The 16,726-nt window shown below is 67.0% G+C and carries 16 protein-coding genes and 2 pseudogenes; 13 read left to right on the forward strand and 5 right to left on the reverse strand.

Translation table 11 applies throughout. The features are described from left to right. Window positions 1-25: 25 nt before the first annotated feature. The 10 genes from ACFPQ9_RS43520 to ACFPQ9_RS43565 all read left to right on the forward strand — a co-directional run bounded on the left by ACFPQ9_RS43520 (window position 26) and on the right by ACFPQ9_RS43565 (window position 10,046). The gene (locus ACFPQ9_RS43520) at window positions 26-877 is read left to right on the forward strand and encodes a fumarylacetoacetate hydrolase family protein (RefSeq protein ID WP_380865800.1); all 852 of its coding nucleotides are present in this window, start codon (window positions 26-28) and stop codon (window positions 875-877) included. A gap of 68 nt (window positions 878-945) precedes the next feature. Further along, the gene (locus tag ACFPQ9_RS43525) at window positions 946-2,289 is read left to right on the forward strand and encodes an enolase C-terminal domain-like protein (protein ID WP_380865802.1); all 1,344 of its coding nucleotides are present in this window, start codon (window positions 946-948) and stop codon (window positions 2,287-2,289) included. After that, window positions 2,286-3,074, forward strand: coding sequence for an SDR family NAD(P)-dependent oxidoreductase (locus ACFPQ9_RS43530; RefSeq protein ID WP_380865804.1), 789 nt, complete (start codon window positions 2,286-2,288; stop codon window positions 3,072-3,074). Before ACFPQ9_RS43525 ends, ACFPQ9_RS43530 begins: the two co-directional genes overlap by 4 nt. A 61-nt stretch (window positions 3,075-3,135) precedes the next feature. Beyond that, window positions 3,136-4,119, forward strand: coding sequence for an aldo/keto reductase (locus ACFPQ9_RS43535; protein WP_380865841.1), 984 nt, complete (start codon window positions 3,136-3,138; stop codon window positions 4,117-4,119). A 2-nt stretch (window positions 4,120-4,121) separates the two neighbouring features. Further along, a complete protein-coding gene (locus ACFPQ9_RS43540) occupies window positions 4,122-4,862 on the forward strand; it encodes a (Fe-S)-binding protein (RefSeq protein ID WP_380865806.1) in 741 nt (246 codons plus the stop codon). Continuing rightward, a complete protein-coding gene (locus ACFPQ9_RS43545; RefSeq protein WP_380865808.1) occupies window positions 4,859-6,316 on the forward strand; it encodes a lactate utilization protein B in 1,458 nt (485 codons plus the stop codon). The genes ACFPQ9_RS43540 and ACFPQ9_RS43545 overlap by 4 nt, the downstream gene beginning before the upstream one ends. Continuing rightward, the gene (locus ACFPQ9_RS43550) at window positions 6,313-6,960 is read left to right on the forward strand and encodes a LutC/YkgG family protein (RefSeq protein WP_380865810.1); all 648 of its coding nucleotides are present in this window, start codon (window positions 6,313-6,315) and stop codon (window positions 6,958-6,960) included. The genes ACFPQ9_RS43545 and ACFPQ9_RS43550 overlap by 4 nt, the downstream gene beginning before the upstream one ends. A gap of 40 nt (window positions 6,961-7,000) precedes the next feature. Next, complete coding sequence (locus tag ACFPQ9_RS43555; RefSeq protein ID WP_380865813.1) at window positions 7,001-7,312, forward strand: L-rhamnose mutarotase; 312 nt, start codon at window positions 7,001-7,003, stop codon at window positions 7,310-7,312. A gap of 5 nt (window positions 7,313-7,317) precedes the next feature. Next, a complete protein-coding gene (locus tag ACFPQ9_RS43560; protein WP_380865815.1) occupies window positions 7,318-8,160 on the forward strand; it encodes an amidohydrolase family protein in 843 nt (280 codons plus the stop codon). Window positions 8,161-8,666: 506 nt separating this feature from the next. After that, on the forward strand, window positions 8,667-10,046 hold the full coding sequence (locus tag ACFPQ9_RS43565) for an alpha-L-fucosidase (protein ID WP_380865818.1): 1,380 nt from the start codon (window positions 8,667-8,669) through the stop codon (window positions 10,044-10,046). A gap of 382 nt (window positions 10,047-10,428) precedes the next feature. Here ACFPQ9_RS43565 and ACFPQ9_RS43570 read toward each other — a convergent pair whose 3' ends face one another. The 3 genes from ACFPQ9_RS43570 to ACFPQ9_RS43580 are packed head-to-tail and all read right to left on the reverse strand — an operon-like array spanning window position 10,429 to window position 12,834. Continuing rightward, a complete protein-coding gene (locus tag ACFPQ9_RS43570) occupies window positions 10,429-12,093 on the reverse strand; it encodes a right-handed parallel beta-helix repeat-containing protein (RefSeq protein ID WP_380865820.1) in 1,665 nt (554 codons plus the stop codon). Between the two features lie 10 nt (window positions 12,094-12,103). Then, complete coding sequence (locus ACFPQ9_RS43575) at window positions 12,104-12,649, reverse strand: hypothetical protein (protein WP_380865823.1); 546 nt, start codon at window positions 12,647-12,649, stop codon at window positions 12,104-12,106. Further along, window positions 12,646-12,834, reverse strand: a complete 189-nt coding sequence (locus ACFPQ9_RS43580; protein WP_380865825.1) for a hypothetical protein — start codon at window positions 12,832-12,834, stop codon at window positions 12,646-12,648. Before ACFPQ9_RS43580 ends, ACFPQ9_RS43575 begins: the two co-directional genes overlap by 4 nt. On the opposite strand from ACFPQ9_RS43580, the gene ACFPQ9_RS43585 reads away from it, so the two are divergent. Next, window positions 12,833-13,198: a hypothetical protein gene (locus ACFPQ9_RS43585; RefSeq protein ID WP_380865827.1), complete on the forward strand. Its 366-nt coding sequence runs from the start codon at window positions 12,833-12,835 to the stop codon at window positions 13,196-13,198. The genes ACFPQ9_RS43580 and ACFPQ9_RS43585 overlap by 2 nt on opposite strands. 379 nt (window positions 13,199-13,577) lie before the next feature. Here ACFPQ9_RS43585 and ACFPQ9_RS43590 read toward each other — a convergent pair. After that, a pseudogene (locus ACFPQ9_RS43590) lies at window positions 13,578-13,772 on the reverse strand (transposase family protein); the annotation flags it as partial. A gap of 341 nt (window positions 13,773-14,113) precedes the next feature. Here ACFPQ9_RS43590 and ACFPQ9_RS43595 point away from each other — a divergent pair. Together ACFPQ9_RS43595 and ACFPQ9_RS43600 are read left to right on the forward strand one after the other, a co-directional pair. After that, window positions 14,114-15,304, forward strand: coding sequence for an IS110 family RNA-guided transposase (locus ACFPQ9_RS43595; protein WP_380865829.1), 1,191 nt, complete (start codon window positions 14,114-14,116; stop codon window positions 15,302-15,304). A gap of 343 nt (window positions 15,305-15,647) precedes the next feature. Next, window positions 15,648-16,142 (forward strand): hypothetical protein, encoded by a 495-nt coding sequence (locus tag ACFPQ9_RS43600; RefSeq protein WP_380865831.1) that lies wholly within the window; start codon window positions 15,648-15,650, stop codon window positions 16,140-16,142. Between the two features lie 332 nt (window positions 16,143-16,474). Here the strand turns inward: ACFPQ9_RS43600 and ACFPQ9_RS43605 are convergent. Beyond that, window positions 16,475-16,632 (reverse strand): annotated as a pseudogene (locus ACFPQ9_RS43605) (family 20 glycosylhydrolase); the annotation flags it as partial. Between the last annotated feature and the right edge of the window lie 94 nt (window positions 16,633-16,726).

The following is a 16,726-nucleotide window of genomic DNA, read 5'->3' on the forward strand; positions in this document are numbered from 1 at the left end:
TCCGTACCTTTCTAGGAGAACTACCGTGAAACTGCTGCGCCTTGGCGACAAGGGTAGGGAGCGACCTGCCGTACTCGACCGCAGCGGTCGGCTACTCGACCTGTCGTTCCTCACACCCGACATCGACGGCAACTTCCTCGCATCAGGCGGCCTCGAGCGCGCTCTGGGGGCCGTTGAGGCCGGGGCACTGCCCGAGCTCGACGCCCGCAACCTGCGTATCGGCGCGCCGGTCGCCAGGCCGGGCAAGGTCGTCTGCGTTGGTCTCAACTATCGCGACCACGCAACCGAGACCGGCGCCGCCATCCCCGAGCGGCCCGTGGTGTTCATGAAGGACCCCGGTACGGTCGTCGGGCCCTACGACGTGGTGCTCATCCCACGTCACTCCGCCAGGACCGACTGGGAAGTCGAACTCGCGGTCGTCATCGGCAAGCGAGCCCGCTACCTGGAGAACGCGGCGCAAGCCCTCGCTTGCATCGGTGGGTACGCGATCAGCAACGACGTGTCCGAGCGCGAGTTCCAGCTCGACTTCTCCCCGCAGTGGGACCTCGGCAAGTCCTGCGAAACCTTCAACCCGCTCGGGCCGTGGCTGGTCACTCCTGATGAGGTAGCGGACCCCCAGGCCCTCGGTCTGAATCTCTCGGTGAACGGCCTTGTCCGACAGCACGGCACCACCAAGAACATGATCTTCCCGGTGGCGTATCTCATCCATTACTTGAGCCAGTACATGGTCCTCGAGCCCGGAGATGTCATCAACACCGGTACACCGGCCGGCGTTGCCCTGGGACTTCCCGGACGTCCTTACCTGCGCCCCGGCGACACCGTTGAGCTGTCGATCGATGGCCTCGGCAGCCAGCGCCAGGCCTTCGCCGCGGCATGACACCGCTGCAGCGCGCCCTACCAATGAAAGAGACCTCCGCCGCCGTGACAGCCAGTTCCTCAGCACCCATGCCCTCCGACGTCTCGAGGATCACCTCCGTCGACACGTACGACATCCGCTTCCCGACCTCGCGTGAGCTCGACGGCTCCGACGCCATGAACCCGGACCCCGACTACTCCGCCGCCTACGTCGTGCTGCGCACAGACGCAGATGATGAGCACGAAGGACATGGGTTCACCTTCACCATCGGACGTGGCAACGACGTCCAGGTCGCCGCCATCGACGCGCTCAAACACCATGTGATCGGCCGCCCGGTCGGCGACCTGTGCGCCGATCCGGGCTCGCTCAGCCGGACCCTGATCGGGGACAGCCAGCTGCGCTGGCTGGGCCCGGAGAAGGGCGTGATGCACATGGCGATCGGCGCCGTGGTCAACGCCGTGTGGGATCTCGCGGCCAAGCGCGAGGACAAGCCCCTGTGGCAGCTGCTCGCCGACGCCGCCCCCGAGTGGCTGGCGGGCCAGGTCGACTACCGGTACATCGCGGATGTTCTGACCCCCGACGAAGCCCTCACCCTCCTCAAGCGCGGCCGCGACGGCGCCGCCCAGCGGGCGGTCAACCTGCGCGCCACGGGCTATCCCGGCTACACCACCTCGCCCGGCTGGCTCGGCTACTCCGACGAAAAGCTCACGCGCCTCGCCCGACAGGCGGTCGCCGACGGCTTCACCCAGATCAAGCTGAAGGTCGGCGCCGACCTCGAGGACGACGTCCGCCGCTGCCGCGCGGCCCGTGCCGCCGTCGGCGACGGCATCCGCGTCGCCATCGACGCCAATCAGCGGTGGAACGTCGATGAGGCAGTCGAATGGACGCGAGCGCTGGCCGAGTTCGACCCGTACTGGATCGAGGAGCCCACCAGCCCGGACGACATCCTCGGGCACGCGGCGATACGCCAGGCCGTCGCCCCGACCAAGGTCGCCACCGGCGAACACGTGCAGAACCGCATCGTCTTCAAGCAGCTCCTGCAGGCCGGCGCGATCGACATCCTGCAGATCGACGCGGCCCGCGTCGGCGGCGTCAACGAGAATCTCGCCGTGCTGCTGCTTGCCGCCAAGTACGGCGTGCCGGTCTGCCCGCACGCCGGTGGAGTCGGCTTGTGTGAACTGGTCCAGCACCTGTCGATGTTCGATTACGTCGCCCTGTCCGGGACCACCGCCGACCGGGTCATCGAGTACGTCGACCACTTGCACGACCACTTCGCCGACCCGGTCCGCATCGTGAACGGACACTACGTAGCGCCGTCCGCCCCTGGCTTCTCGGCGCAGATGCTGCAGGAGTCCATCGACACCTACTCCTACCCCGACGGTGCCTTTTGGACCGCCGACCGGGCTGCACAGGAGCAGGAGGCACGAGCATGAGCGACCCGCAAGAGGTCATTTCGGGCGGAATTGGCGACCTCCACAGTCTGAAGGCCATTGTCACCGGCGGAGGCTCCGGCATCGGCCTGGCCACGGCCCAGCTCTTGGCCGCTCGAGGGGCCGACGTCGCGGTCCTCGACCTTAATCCGGCGGCCGTGCAAGCGCCCCTGCGCAGATACACGATGAACGTCATGGACGCCGCCGTGGTCGATGCCGCGGTACGGATCGCCGTGCGGGACCTCGGAGGTCTCGACATCCTCGTGAACAACGCGGGGATCGGCGCGATCGGCACTGTTGAGGACAATGACGACGCCGAGTGGATGCGGGTCCTGGACATCAACGTCCTCGGCATGGTGCGCACCAGCCGCGCGGCCCTGCCCCATCTGCGCAAGTCGGTGCATGCCTCGATCGTCAACACCTGCTCCATCGCTGCCACGGCGGGGCTGCCGCAGCGGGCCTTGTACAGCGCCAGCAAGGGGGCGGTGCAGGCGCTCACGATGGCCATGGCCGCCGACCACGTGGCCGAGGGAGTGCGCGTGAACTGCGTGAACCCCGGTACCGCCGACACTCCTTGGATCGGCCGACTCCTGGAGCAGGCTCCGGACCCGGCCGCGGAACGTGCTGCGCTGAACGCCCGGCAACCGTTGGGCCGTCTGGTCACGGCAGATGAAGTGGCCGCGGCCATCGTCTACTTGGCAGGCCCCTCCGCGGCTTCGGTGACAGGAACGGCCTTGGCCGTCGACGGCGGCATGCAGGGGCTGCGGCTCCGCCCGAAGGGACGGTGATCCGATCGTGGTCCACCAGAACAGGGAGCTCGACGCGGGTTCCGAAGCCGCAGATTCGGGACTGGCACGGCACACTCTCGGCCGCAGCGGCATCGAAGTCACCGAGATCGGTCTAGGCGGAGCGGCCGTGGCAGGCCTCTATCGTCCAGTCAGCGAGTCGGCCGCCGCTGAGACCATCGAGACGGCCTGGGCTGAAGGCATCCGGTACTTCGATACCGCCCCACACTACGGCCTCGGCCTGTCCGAGCGACGCATCGGCGCCGGCCTGCAGGGCAAGCCCCGCGCGGAGTACGTCATCTCCACCAAGGTGGGCCGTCTCCTTGAGCCCTCCGCCGCCGGCGGTGACGACCTCGAGCACGGCTTCGCAGTGCCGGCAACACACCGCCGTGTATGGGACTTCAGCGCCGACGGCATGCGGCGCTCGTTGGAAGAAAGCCTGGCCCGACTGGGGCTCGACCACATCGACATCGCGCTGCTGCACGACCCCGACGACCACGGCGAGCAGGCCTTCCACGAGGCCTACCCGGAACTGGAGCGGCTGCGCGCCGAGGGTGTCGTACGCGCGATCGGCGCCGGCATGAACCAGACCGCGATGCTCACCCGCTTCCTGATCGACACGGACGTGGACGTGGTGCTCTGCGCCGGGCGCTACACGCTCCTTGAGCAATCGGCACTGGCCGAGCTGCTGCCCGCCGCACTGGACCGTGGCAAGAGCGTGATTGTCGGCGGCGTGTTCAATTCAGGCCTGCTCGCCGACCCCAAACCCGGCGCCACATATGACTACGGTGCCGCGCCCGAGGAGTTGCTGAGGCGGGCCCTTCGGATGAGAGAGATCACCGAAGCCGGCGGGTCTCCGCTTCGGGCTGCGGCGATGCAGTTCCCGTTCGGCCACCCCGCGGTGGCGAGCGTGCTGACCGGTGCACGGTCCGCGGCAGAGGTACGAGACGCGGTGCAGATGCTGAACAGCCCTGTGGCGGCCGACGTCTGGGAGAAGCTGCGCGCCGAAGGTCTGACCGGCAGTGCGCCGGTGCCGGAGGCGGGGTGAGCATGCGCATCGCTCTGTTCATCACGTGCTTCAACGACACGATGTTCCCGGACACGGGCAAGGCGGTCGTCAAGCTCCTGGAGCGCCTCGGCCATACGGTCCACTTCCCGCAGGCACAGACCTGCTGTGGCCAGATGCACTTCAACACCGGCTACCGGCCCGAGGCAACCCCTCTGGTGCGGCGATTCGCCGACGTCTTCTCGGGTTACGACGCGATCGTCACGCCGTCCGGCTCGTGCGCGGGGATGGTTCGCGAGCATCACGCCACGCTGGCCGCCGACTACGGGGACGCGCCACTGCGGACCCGAGTTGGCGAAGTTGCTCCCCGTGTTTACGAACTGTCGGAGTTTCTCGTGGACGTCCTCCAAGTCACCGATGTGGGCGCCTACTTCCCGCACCGGGTCACCTATCACCCCACCTGTCACTCCCTGCGCATGCTGCGGGTAGCTGATCGCCCGCTGCAACTCCTGCGTGCAGTCAAGGGAATTGACCTTGTCGAACTTCCGCAGGGTGACAGCTGCTGCGGCTTTGGCGGCACCTTCGCCCTGAAGAACCCCGATGTGTCGAACGCGATGCTCGCCGACAAGGTCCGCGCCATACAGGACACCGGAGCCGAGGTGCTGTGTGCCGGCGACAACTCTTGCCTGATGCACATCGGCGGCGGCCTTAGCCGGCTCCGCACCGGGGTGGGCACACTGCACCTGGCGGAGATCCTGGCCGCTTCGGAAGGGGACGCCGCATGAGCACCGGCGCGGACAACGTGGTCTGGCTCGGCAGCCCGGCCTTCCCTCAGGCCGCGAAGGACGCCGTCGCCGACACCCGGCTCAGGGCCAACCTGCGCAAGGCCACCGGCACCATCCGCGAGAAGCGGCTCGCAGTATCAGGTGAACTCGACGACTGGGAGGAACTTCGCACCGCTGCCGCCGCCATCAAGGACGCCACACTCCGCCACCTCGACACGCACCTCCTGAGCCTGGAGGAGTCGGTCACCGCCGCCGGCGGCACCGTGCACTGGGCCGCGGACGCCGCCGAGGCGAACCGCATCGTCACCCAGCTGGTCCAGGCGACGGGGGAGACGGAGGTCGTCAAGGTCAAGTCCATGGCGACCCAGGAGATCGGCCTCAACGAAGCCCTGGAGACTGCGGGCATCCGCGCGTACGAGACGGACCTCGCCGAACTCATCGTTCAGCTCGGCAACGACCGGCCGTCGCACATCCTCGTCCCCGCGATCCACAAGGGCCGCGCCGAGATCCGTGACGTCTTCCGTGACGCGATGGGGAAGTGGGGGAGACCTGCCCCCGACGACCTCACCGACGACCCCCGTGACCTGGCCGAGGCAGCGCGGCTCCACCTGCGGGAGAAGTTCCTGCGCGCCAAGGTGGCCGTATCCGGAGCCAACTTCGCCGCCGCCGACACCGGGACCGTGGCCGTGGTCGAGTCGGAGGGCAACGGCCGCATGTGCCTGACCCTCCCCGACACCCTGATCACCGTGATGGGCATCGAGAAGGTCCTGCCGGCCTTCAAGGACCTGGAGGTCTTCCTCCAACTCCTGCCGCGTTCCTCGACGGGCGAGCGCATGAACCCGTACACGAGCATGTGGACGGGAGTCACCGAAGGCGACGGCCCGCAGAACTTCCACCTGATCCTGCTCGACAACGGTCGCACCGCCACCCTGCGCGACACCGTCGGCCGCCAAGCCCTGGGGTGCATCCGCTGTTCGGCGTGCCTGAACGTCTGCCCGGTGTACGAGCGGACAGGCGGCCACGCCTACGGCTCCGTCTATCCCGGGCCGATCGGCGCCGTACTGACCCCGCAGCTGGTCGGTGTCGAACAGGCGGCGTCGCTGCCGTACGCCTCCACGCTCTGCGGGGCCTGTTACGACGCCTGCCCCGTCAAGATCGACATTCCGACCGTCCTCGTCCACCTGCGCGCGCAGGCGGTCGACGCCAAGCGCAAGGGACCTGTGCCCACGCCGGAGGCCCTGGTGATGAAGGCGGCCGCCGCAACGCTCGTCTCGCCTCGACGGCTTGGGCTGGCCCAGCGGGTGGCGGGATTCGGCGGCCGTGTGCTCGCCAGACGCGGAGTGCTCCGTCGTCTCCCCGGTCCGCTCCACCGCTGGTCTGACACCCGCGATACGCCCGCGCCGCCACGCGAGACATTCCGCGTGTGGTGGCACCGTGAAAGGAGGTCGGAATGACCCACAGGATCCGACCAGGCAGCCGCACGACCGTCCTCGACCGGATTCGTTCCGCGCTGACGGACGTTCCCACCGCCGAGCAGTACGACGCCGGACGCATTGCCCGCACCTACCGCAGTAGCCATGCCGAAGGGGACCTCGTCGACTTGTTCGCAGACGTCGCCGCCGACTACCGGGCCACCGTCACGCGCACCGACGACCCCCGCGCGGCAATTGCCACCGCGCTGCTCGACCGGGGTGTCGCCGGCGCGCTCTTGGTCCCCGAAGGTTTCCCCACCGCCTGGTTGCCGGAGGGCGACTGGACCCGCCGCATCGACACCCCGGCGCTCGACGTGCACGAGTTGAACACGGCGAGCGGCGTGCTCACGACCTGCGCGCTTGCCATTGCGACCACCGGCACGATCGTCCTCGACGCGGGACCGGGCCAAGGCCGCCGCGTCCTCACACTCCTGCCCGACTACCACCTGTGCGTCGTACGGTCCGGTCAGATTGCCGGCGACGTACCGGAGGCCGTGCAGCGGCTCGTACCGCATCGACCGTTGACCCTCATCTCGGGCCCGTCGGCCACCAGCGACATCGAGTTGGAACGGGTTGAGGGCGTACACGGCCCGCGCACCCTGGACATCGTCATCGTCGACGAGTGAAGCGAATGCCCAAGTCAGAGCCGCAAGCCGAGGAGCCGCTATGCGCATCGCCCTGCACACCAAGGTCCGTTCGGACCGCATCGATGAGTACGACAAGGCCCACCGCGAAGTACCCGAGGAGCTGACGGCCGCGATCCGGGCCGCCGGTGCCTCCTCCTGGACGATCTGGCGCAGCGGCACGGACCTCTTCCATGTCATCGAATGCGAGGACTACGCCGGCCTCCTGGCAGCCCTGGAGCAATTGCCCGTGAATATCGCGTGGCAGGCACGCATGGCCGAGCTCCTTGACGTCGCCCACGACTACTCCGAGGCGGGTGCCGACGCCGGACTTCCCATCGTCTGGGAGCTGTGACTGCCGTGGCCATCATCGACGCCCACCATCATGTGTGGGACCTCTCCATCCGTGACCAGAGCTGGATCACCGGGCCTGAACTCTCCCCCCTGCGCCGGAACTTCGCGCTCGCAGACCTTGAGCCGCACACCCGCGCCGCAGGCGTCGACCGCACCATCGTCGTTCAGACGATCACGGTCGACGAGGAGACCCCGGAGCTCCTGGCGCTCGCGGCCGGCAGCGAGTTGGTCGCAGGCGTGGTGGGTTGGACGGATCTGACCGCTCGCGACATCAGCGACGAGCTGGCCTGGCTCCGCGAGCAGCCGGGTGGTGACTGGCTGCGAGGCATCCGCCATCAGGTGCAGAGTGAGCCCGACCCGAGATGGATTCACGGCCCCGACGTGCTGCGCGGCCTCAGGGCGGTGGCGGCTGCAGGACTCGCGTACGACCTGGTGATCCTTCCGCACCAAATGCCCGCCGCGACCATCGCGGCCCGTCGTGTTCCAGAACTCACCTTCGTTCTGGACCACTTGGGCAAGCCTCCGGTTGCGGCAGAAGAGCTGAAGCCCTGGGCGGAGAAGGTCAGGTCGTTCGCCGCTCGGCCGAACACCGTATGCAAGCTCTCAGGTCTGGTCACCGAGGCCGACTGGCAGACCTGGACCGTCGCCAGCCTGTGGCCGTACGTCGACACGGTGCTCGAAGCCTTCGGTCCACAGCGCCTGATGTTCGGCTCCGACTGGCCCGTGTGCACCCTGGCTGCCGAATACGCAGAAGTGGTGGAGACGACGAACACGCTCCTCACCGGACTCTCCGACGACGAACGGCGCGATATCTGGTCGGGCACTGCGGCGCGGGTTTACGGGTTGTGAATCGCGCTCCCGCTCACCTGGCTCAGCGTCAGATCGTAGGTGCTTGTGGGTAGTCGACGCGATGCTGCAGGCGACCACTCATGGGATATTCATCGGTTGTTTGGCGGTATCTGAGCCGCCCATCTCGGATCTTTGTAATCCCAACACACTGGAATCTAAAGAGTCATCCGAGGTTTTACCCTCCGGTTCTGCCTGAATCGTTGACGGCCCATCGGCGAACCGGGACGATATTCCCGAGGCGAGGAATTCACTGCACGCCGCAATGAAGCACCTTCAAGGGTGTCTGTGGTCTGCATTCCGCTAGTGACGCGGCTGGCGCGGGTCGGCGTCGAGTCGGAGGACGATTCCGGCTGTTCGCGCACGGCACGCCGCGTGCCCAATGGCAATTCCGTGTTCGCCACCCCCCATCACGAAGGGAAATCGGCATGTCCGAATTCGAGCCGCACGCTGCCCGAACAACCGTCTCCCCATCCCCACGTCTTGGGCGTCGAAGCCTGCTCGCGGCCATGGCAGCACTGCCGGCCGCCGCGGCGCTGAGCTCACCTGCGTACGCACTCGGCGGGCTTCAGTCAGCCGTGGCGGGGCCCGCTGCCGGCCTGGCAGCGCAGGATCCCGGCGCTGTCCTCGCCTCGCTGCGCTTCGGTATGTTCGTCCACTTCAATCCGTCATCCGTGGTGGGTCGGGAGATCGGCTGGGGCCGCAACGCCTTTCGCCCTGGTGAAGCGCCCGGAAACCAGTACCACGACCCGTCAGTGAAGTCCGATCCTGTGTACGACGCGGCCTACCGCGACTTCCTGCCCGCGGAGGACTGGGCGCCTCGACTGGCCGCCAAGGCCAAGGCTGTGGGCATGAACTACCTGGTCTTCACGACCAAGCACCACGACGGATACCCGAACTTCCGCGCCGACAACGTCACGCGCTCGGCCTACCCCGACTACGCCGACACCCCGATGGGAAGGTCGGGGCGTGACCTGACCCGGGAGATCGCCGAGGCGGCCAGGTCCGCCGGCCTCAAGATCGGCTTCTACTACTCGCAGCGGGACTGGACCCAACCGGACTACGGCAAGGCCGACTACGCCACGTACAACGGCTACATGAGGCAGCACCTCGATCAGCTGCTCACGCAGTACGGGAAGATCGACTTCATGTGGTACGACAGCATCCCGTACGCGGACAGGGCCGTGTTCCAGCCACCGTCGCTCTACGACGTTCCACGGAGCCTTCAGCCCGGCATCCTCGTCAACGACCGTGCCTACACCAACATGGGCTACCAGCCGTTGCCGGCGGAACTTGCCGGGGACTTTGACACTCCCGAGGGACACGTAGGCAGCTTCAACGTGCACCGGCCATGGGAGTCCTGCATCTCGGTCACCCCGAACGGCTGGTCATGGCAGCCAAACGCTGCCCTGACCGACTACCCGACGGCACTGAGGATGGTTTCCGGAACTGCCGTCGGCGGCGGCAACCTGTTGCTTAACGTGCCGCCGATGAAGACCGGTTACCTGGAGGACCGGGTCAACTCGGTCCTGGACCAGGTCGGCAGCTGGATGAACTACCACGAGCGCGCTGTCGTCGACACTCGCGGTGGGCCGTACCGCTCCAACCAGGTCGCAGGGGCGACCTACCGTGACGACTATCTCTACCTCCACATCTTCGACGACTTCCGTACGTCGAAGCTGCGGCTGCCGCGTCTCGGTGCCAAGGTGACCTCGGCCGCCTGCCTGGACGGCAGGCGCCTGCCGTTCACCGAGACTGCGACGGGCGAAGTGCTGCTCGACTTGAGCGGGTACTCGAGGGGGGCGCCCGTTTTCGTCGTCGAGCTCAGGGTCGACCGGAACCTGACCATCGACGATGTGACGTCCGATGGGGCCGCCTGGGCCTCGTAGCGGCTGTTGGTCGTCAGGCCTGCCGGCTGCGACGGCGGCACCGTGACCTTGGTGCCGCCGTCGCGGAGGGTTGAGACGGCTGATCCGGACAGCAGTATCAGGCGCGCAGGAATACCTGACTGCGGAGATCGGTGGATCGGCACGAATAGAGCTTGATCCGTGATCCGTTGCTGGTCGGGTCGTCCCCTACCTGCAGGCACTTGCCCGATTGCCGGCCGACGATCTGGTCGCTGGCGTTGACGGCCCAGCCGCAGGTCGAACAGCACCGTCGAGCCGACCATCACCGCGAGCCCGACGATGTGGGCGGATTCGGTGAGCGGGTAACCCCACCTGCTGTCCCGCATCGCGCTCACCGGCCAGAACTCCTGCAGTCAGGCGAGCATCAGCGGATCCGGCGGGTGCGCAGACGGATCAGCAGCAGGACGAGCGCCGTGGCGGCCGCCGCTCCCGCGCCGACGGCCACCAGTGCCCCGCCTCCCTGAACCCCGCCGCCGCAGGAACCGGCGGTTGTTCGCTGGTGCGCGCCGATGTCGGGTGCGCAGTTGGCGGGCACCTGGTTGCCCCAGAAGTCACGGCCGCCGTTGTCGCTGATCACGACTCCGGCACCGAGAGCCGGTGAACCGTCCTTCAGCTTGTAACCGCCGAGCGACCCGAGTCCGGTCGAGCCGGTGCCGGGTGCGGTGAGCTTCGGATCGGCGGTGATCTGCCCGGACGGCCCACCCGGATGGTTGCCGTTCAGGATGTTGTTACTGAAGGTGAGATCGCTGCTGCGGTCGTATCCGCCGGAGCCCTTATTGACGATGATGTTGTTTGAGAGGTTGATCTGTGTACGGTATTCCTTGTCAAGCTCGATGATTTTCGTCTTGGAGCCGGGTCCCAGATAGATGGTGTTGTTGTAGAACTTTCCGTTCTCGGCACCGGCGCCGAAGATGATGCGGTGCTTGTCGTTCTGGCTGACGTTGTAGCGGATGACGGCGTTGACGCTGGCGCCGGGGCAGCCGCAGAACAGCACCATTCCGCCTTCGTTGTTGTGGCTGTAGTTGTACTGGTAGATGGTGCCGTCGGTGCCGTAGTCGGCGTCCCACGCCGTGCCGTCGTTGTTGTCTGGAAGTTTGCGGGTGCGGTAGGCCTCGTTGAACTGGAAGGTGACGTTGTCGGCGTTCCAGGCCCACATGGCGGCATTGTTGCCGTTGGGCCGCATCGCTGTGTCGTAGGCGACGTTGTGTTCGGCCAGTCCGTGGTCGGTGTACTGCAGGACGATGCCGTCGCCGCCGATGTCGTGCACGGTGTTGTTACGCGCCACAAACCGGGTCCACGGATAATAATTGTTAACCTTGCTCGAACACTCGCCCTCCCAGCCTACGGAGGCCCGGCACTTCCAGGACGTCGACATGTTGATCCCGGACCGGTCGACGGAGTAGACCTCGTTGCCGTCGAGGACCACGTCGTCGAACTTGGTCTTGACCGACGAGCCGAGCACGTCGAACTGGATGCCGGAGCTGCCGCCCAGATCCTTGCTGCCGTCGCCGTTGACGTCGTGGACGGTGAGGTTGACGAGCCGGTAGTAGGTTCCGGTGCCGATGTCCCGCAAACTGATGTACACGCCGCGCCGGTTGGCGATCGAAGCCCCCTTGTTGGTGACCTCCAGGTTCCGGATCTCCCAGTACCGCTGGTTGTGCAGACGGACCGCGTCGGGACCGCCATTACCTTTGATGTGCGGCTTGGCTCCGGTTCCGTAGGTGTCGATGACGATCGGCAAGCCTGCGGCACCGCTGCCCTTAGGCGCGAGCCTGCCCTTGCAGGTGGTGCCGCGCTTGAACAGGATCTTGTCGCCGGGGCCGAAGGTGCGATTGGCAACGGTGGACAGCGTGTTCCAAGGACTGGCCTCAGAGCCTGAACCGTTGCGCGACGCCGAACAGTCGACGTGGTAATTCGCGGCGGCCAGTGCGGGGGCGGCGGGCAACGCAAACACGCTCGCCAGCACGGTGAGAACGGCGAGCGCCAGGCCTGCGGCCACCGTTTTTCTCCGGGCGGGTTGGACGGACATGACGAACCTCCTATCGGGGGGATGAGTTGGAGGATGGAGACGGAGTCGGCGAGGCCATCGCCTGCAGGAGCGGGGCGAGTTGCTGCGCGGTGACCACAGTGCCGCGCCACCGCTGCTGAACGGCCCCGCCCGGAGCCAAGAGGACCGTGTCCGGCACGGTGGTCACCCCGTGGGCCGTGGTGTAGGCGGCGGCTTCGTTGGGGGCGGCGACCGTGATGGACGGCGGGTGCAGGTTCCAGTCGTGGGTGAAGTTGGTCAGGCTGTCGGCGCTCGCCCGGCCGGTGGCGTCGACGATGAGGACGCTCAGGCCCGCTGGGCCGTATTGAGTGGCCATGCTCCGCAGGACCGGAATCTGACTGCGCGAGGCGGCACCGACCGGCGCCGCCGGGTCGAGAAACGCGATCAGCAGCGGCCTGTCGGATCTGACCAGCGCCGGAGTTCCGGATTTCACGGATTCGGACGGCGGTGACGTTGCGGGCGTGCCCGCGCACCCGCCGAGGCAGCCGAGCACCATCAGCGACGCCAGCAGCCGGGATCCGGCCTCTCGCGGGCTCATCGGCCGATGCCCACGGTCATGCCCTGGATGATCCTGTTGCCCAGCCAGGAGAACAGGGCGGTCATGGGTGCGAGATGGATGCACATCCCGGCGAACATCGTGCCCCAATCGAGCCCGCTGAACTGCTGGCTCTTGACAAAGCTGACGAGGGCGACGGGAAGGGTGATCTTGTCGTCGCTGCTCATGAGGGTGATCGCGAACAGGGTCTTGTTCCAGTTGAAGATTAACTACATCAGGAACGTGGTGATGATTCCGCCGCGTGCCACGGGCAGGATCACCTGGAAGAAGGCGCGCGGGCCGGTGGCGCCGTCGATTGCCGCCGCCTCCTCCAGTACCGAGGGCACGGCGGCGAAAGAACCCGGTGAGGAGATAAACGGTGAACGGCAGCGCCAGGGCGGTGTAAACGAGGATCAAGCCTGTATAGCTGTTGGTCAGCTCGACTTTGGCGAGACCGATGAACATCGGGACCAGCAGAACCTGGCCGGGGACGCCGAGGCCGAGTACGAACGTCAAAGTGAGCGCGTCGGAGGTCCGGGTGCGTCGTCGTGAGAGCGCGTAAGCCGCCGGAGCCGACAGCACCACCGCCAGGACCGAGGAGACCGTGGCCACCAGCACGCTGCTGAGCGCCGCCGTTGCGAAGCCCCCGCTGTCCAGGGCCTTGGTGTAGTTGGAGATCTTCAGCCCCTCTGGCAGGGCGCCGGGAACGTCTGTGGTGGCGTTAGCTGTTCCTGTGACGCCACCGGCACCGGCACCGGCGGCGGTGAGGGCGAGCACTGCTGCGCCGGTGATCGTACGGCCGAGTCTGTTGCGCAAGAGTCGGGTTTCCCTTCCCCCTGTCATGGGTCCCGGCCGCGTGGTCGCGGATCAGTGCGGCTTCGGGACTAGTTGCCCAGGAGGATGGAGGGGCGGATGTGCAGGTTCCCAGTTGGCCGATTTTGAACCCGGCAGCGAGCTGGGCGTAGGTGTCACCGCAGCGCAGGTGCGCTAGGGCAAGCAGGGCCTGGCGGCCCGAGGTCATACGGCGCCATCGCGTCCCGATCTCCCGCCTTCGGGAGGCGAGTTGCCCGGTCAGGTACCGCAGGGTGCGGCTGGACAGGTCGATTGAGGACGGGTAGACAAGCACGCGAGGCTCCTGGCAGCACGGTGGATCTTGGTCGTGGCACCGTCTACCAGGAGCTTCGTCGATACGCAGACCCGTCCAACTCATGATCCTGGCCGCCAGATTGAAAGAACTCCCTACGTTGTTCTGCGGGAGGCGGTGAGCCCTTCGTATGGTTCACCCACCCAGGGGCGCCGGGTGTGGTTGAAAAAGCTCTGCCGCTTGTGGCTCTCAGTGATTGGCCGCCCGGTGCCCCACGACGACTCGGCTGCCAATTAGGAATTGCGAATGATCGCTCCGTAGGGAATCGACAGCGAGGTCGTCCGTCGGGAGGCACCAGCAACACCACCGCACGGAGGCACCACATGGCCGCGATCTGGGCTGGCATCGATGCAGGCAAGACCCACCACCACTGCGTCGCGATCGACGAAAGCGGCCGTCGGCTGCTGTCGCGACGCGTCGCCAACGACGAACCCGAACTCCTCCAAATCCTCGCCGACGTATTGGCCTTGGGTGATGAGGTGACCTGGGGCATCGACCTGGCTGACGGCGGAGCCGCCCTCGCCATCACGATCCTCCTCAACCACGACCAGCCGGTGCACTACATCTCCGGCCGGGCCATCCACCGCGCCTCCGAGAGCTACCGCGGCGAGGGCAAGACCGACGCCAAGGACGCCGCCGTCATCGCCGACCAGATCCGTGTCCGCCGGGATCTGCACCCGTTACGCGCCACGGACGACACCGTCACCGACCTCAAGATCCTCACAGGCTGGCGCACGGACCTGGTCGCCGACCGCACCCGCACCGTCAACCGCTTGCGAGCCCAGCTCACCGGCTTCTTCCCCGGCCTGGAACGGGCCTTGGACCTGACCGATTCCGGCCCGCTCACCTTGCTGACCGGCTACCAGACTCCAGCGGCCATCCGCCGCATCGGCGCCAGGCGCCTGGAAACCTGGCTGCGCAACCGCCATATCGTCCGCCCCGACCGGCTTGCCAAAATCGCCATCGAGACCGCTGAACGGCAGCACACCAGCCTGCCCGGCGAGAAGCTGGCCGCCCAGGTGGTGCACACGCTGGCGAGGGGGGTGATGAGCCTCAACCAGCAGGTGGCCGCTATCGACAAGGACATTGAGGCCAGGTTTCGCGACCACCACGCCTTCGACGTGATCACCAGCATGCCCGGCCTGGGCGTCATCCTCGGCGCCGAGTTCCTAGCCGCCACAGGCGGCGACATGACGGTCTTCGGCACCCCGGACCGCCTCGCCGGCTTCGGCGGCGTCGCACCAGTGCCCCGCGATTCCGGGAAGATCAGCGGCAATCTGCGGCGCCCGCAGCGATACAACCGCCGCCTCCAACGCGTCTTCTACATCTCGGCGCTGTTCAGCATCCGGCACTGCGACGAGTCGCGTCAGTTCTACGACCGCAAACGCGCCGAGGGCAAGCGCCACACCCAGGCCGTCCTCGCCCTGGCCCGGCGCCGCGTCAACGTCCTCTGGGCACTCCTCCGCGACGGGCGATGCTACGAACTCACCCCGCCCAGTGCCTTCGCGGCTTGACAGACCGCATTAGGAATCACTGTAAAAGTGAGCACTCAGGGGCTCCTGACGGACCTGCCGCAGATCAGGAGCGTGAGCACGCAGGGTCGTCCCACCCTGTTGGTCATCCGTCATCAAGTCATCTTCCGGGTGGTTCCGCTGAGCCCCTCAAGGACGACGCTATGGGCCTCTGCCATAGCGCCTCGGCGTGCTCGACCGGTCCCCCGGCCAACGCAGCTTCCCTCTACTGCAAGATGGGGCAATGAACGTAGCGGTCGTTGAGCGCGTCCGGCAGGTGGCCCAAGCCGTTCTCCGTGGCTTGGGCCACCAGGCACCACCCTGGGAGGTACTGCGCGTTGGGTGGATGCCGCAGGAGGGCGCCGGCCTGGAGCCGGGCAGCACCTCGATCAATCTCCATTCGGCGCACTCCGCCATGCCGCCCGACCTGCCGGCCCTCGCGGAGCACTCGCAACTACTCGTCGACCTCGGGACGTCCGACGACGCTGTCCGCGGCACGACCGTGGGGGCCTATTTCCCGCTGTACGTCCCCTTCGCGGAGGCGGTCGCCGCCTTCGCGTCCCAGATCCAGGACCACGCCATGGAGGCCGAGGCCACCTTCGGTCGCCCCCTCCCTCCCTGCCCGGGTCACACACCCCCTGACCGCCAACGTCACCGGTGGCATCGCAGTCTGGGAGTGTCCCACCTCTCCCGCCCACCACCAAGAGCCCGTCCTCCCCGGGCAGCCGACCTGACCCAATTCCGGGCCCCGGGGGCCGTCAGGCAGCGACGAAGTCCCGTCCCCGCCGAACCGATCGGCGACATCGACTGCGGTGGCCTCCTCGTCCAGTTCCCCCGGTGAGCTCGACGGCCCTCACCCGGGCCGCCGCGGGGCCATCGGCATCGGCGAAGCAGGTACCGGACCGTGAGATCGGACCCACTCAGCAGGCCACAGCCCGGAAGTACACCTCACAGTCCCATCGCACCCCCCAACTGACGTCAAAACTGAGGCTCTGGCCGACTTGTTGGGCTCTGTCGCTGATTTGAGGGTGCACCCCATCAAGGACGGGTGGGCATCACCTGTGTGTGGTGGATGAGTTGAGCGTCGCTGGAGGTCGAGAGGGTAGTCCTCGGGGAATCTGAGGTCCGCCTCGTCGTACGGTCTCTGGCAGGCTCGGCTGCCTGCCCAAAGTGCGCGAGTTGGTCGATGTACCGCGCTTGACCTGCGCGATGGTGAAGAAGTGCCGTGAGACATCGAGCATTGCACCGCGATAAGCGAACAGCGGATAGCCGATCGCACGCCCACCCAGGGCTGTCCAAGGGCCGGGTCGCACATGGACACCGGCAGGCAAGCGAGGCTGCGTGTTGAGCCGGTGATCGATGAGATTAACACCCGCTTTGGATACGGCAGCGTGGTTCCGGCCGTGCGCGGCCGGAGAGCGGCGG

Origin of the sequence: Streptomyces coerulescens (assembly GCF_042657965.1) — a bacterium.
Lineage (GTDB): Bacteria > Actinomycetota > Actinomycetes > Streptomycetales > Streptomycetaceae > Streptomyces > Streptomyces coerulescens.

Coding starts and splice junctions, on each gene's coding strand:
- ACFPQ9_RS43525 (WP_380865802.1), top strand. CDS start 946: ATGCCCTCCGACGTCTCGAGGATCACCTCCGTCGACACGTACGACATC.
- ACFPQ9_RS43530 (WP_380865804.1), top strand. CDS start 2,286: ATGAGCGACCCGCAAGAGGTCATTTCGGGCGGAATTGGCGACCTCCAC.
- ACFPQ9_RS43540 (WP_380865806.1), top strand. CDS start 4,122: ATGCGCATCGCTCTGTTCATCACGTGCTTCAACGACACGATGTTCCCG.
- ACFPQ9_RS43545 (WP_380865808.1), top strand. CDS start 4,859: ATGAGCACCGGCGCGGACAACGTGGTCTGGCTCGGCAGCCCGGCCTTC.
- ACFPQ9_RS43550 (WP_380865810.1), top strand. CDS start 6,313: ATGACCCACAGGATCCGACCAGGCAGCCGCACGACCGTCCTCGACCGG.
- ACFPQ9_RS43555 (WP_380865813.1), top strand. CDS start 7,001: ATGCGCATCGCCCTGCACACCAAGGTCCGTTCGGACCGCATCGATGAG.
- ACFPQ9_RS43565 (WP_380865818.1), top strand. CDS start 8,667: ATGGCAGCACTGCCGGCCGCCGCGGCGCTGAGCTCACCTGCGTACGCA.
- ACFPQ9_RS43570 (WP_380865820.1), bottom strand. CDS start 12,093: ATGTCCGTCCAACCCGCCCGGAGAAAAACGGTGGCCGCAGGCCTGGCG.
- ACFPQ9_RS43575 (WP_380865823.1), bottom strand. CDS start 12,649: ATGAGCCCGCGAGAGGCCGGATCCCGGCTGCTGGCGTCGCTGATGGTG.
- ACFPQ9_RS43585 (WP_380865827.1), top strand. CDS start 12,833: ATGAGGGTGATCGCGAACAGGGTCTTGTTCCAGTTGAAGATTAACTAC.
- ACFPQ9_RS43580 (WP_380865825.1), bottom strand. CDS start 12,834: ATGAGCAGCGACGACAAGATCACCCTTCCCGTCGCCCTCGTCAGCTTT.
- ACFPQ9_RS43595 (WP_380865829.1), top strand. CDS start 14,114: ATGGCCGCGATCTGGGCTGGCATCGATGCAGGCAAGACCCACCACCAC.
- ACFPQ9_RS43600 (WP_380865831.1), top strand. CDS start 15,648: ATGCCGCAGGAGGGCGCCGGCCTGGAGCCGGGCAGCACCTCGATCAAT.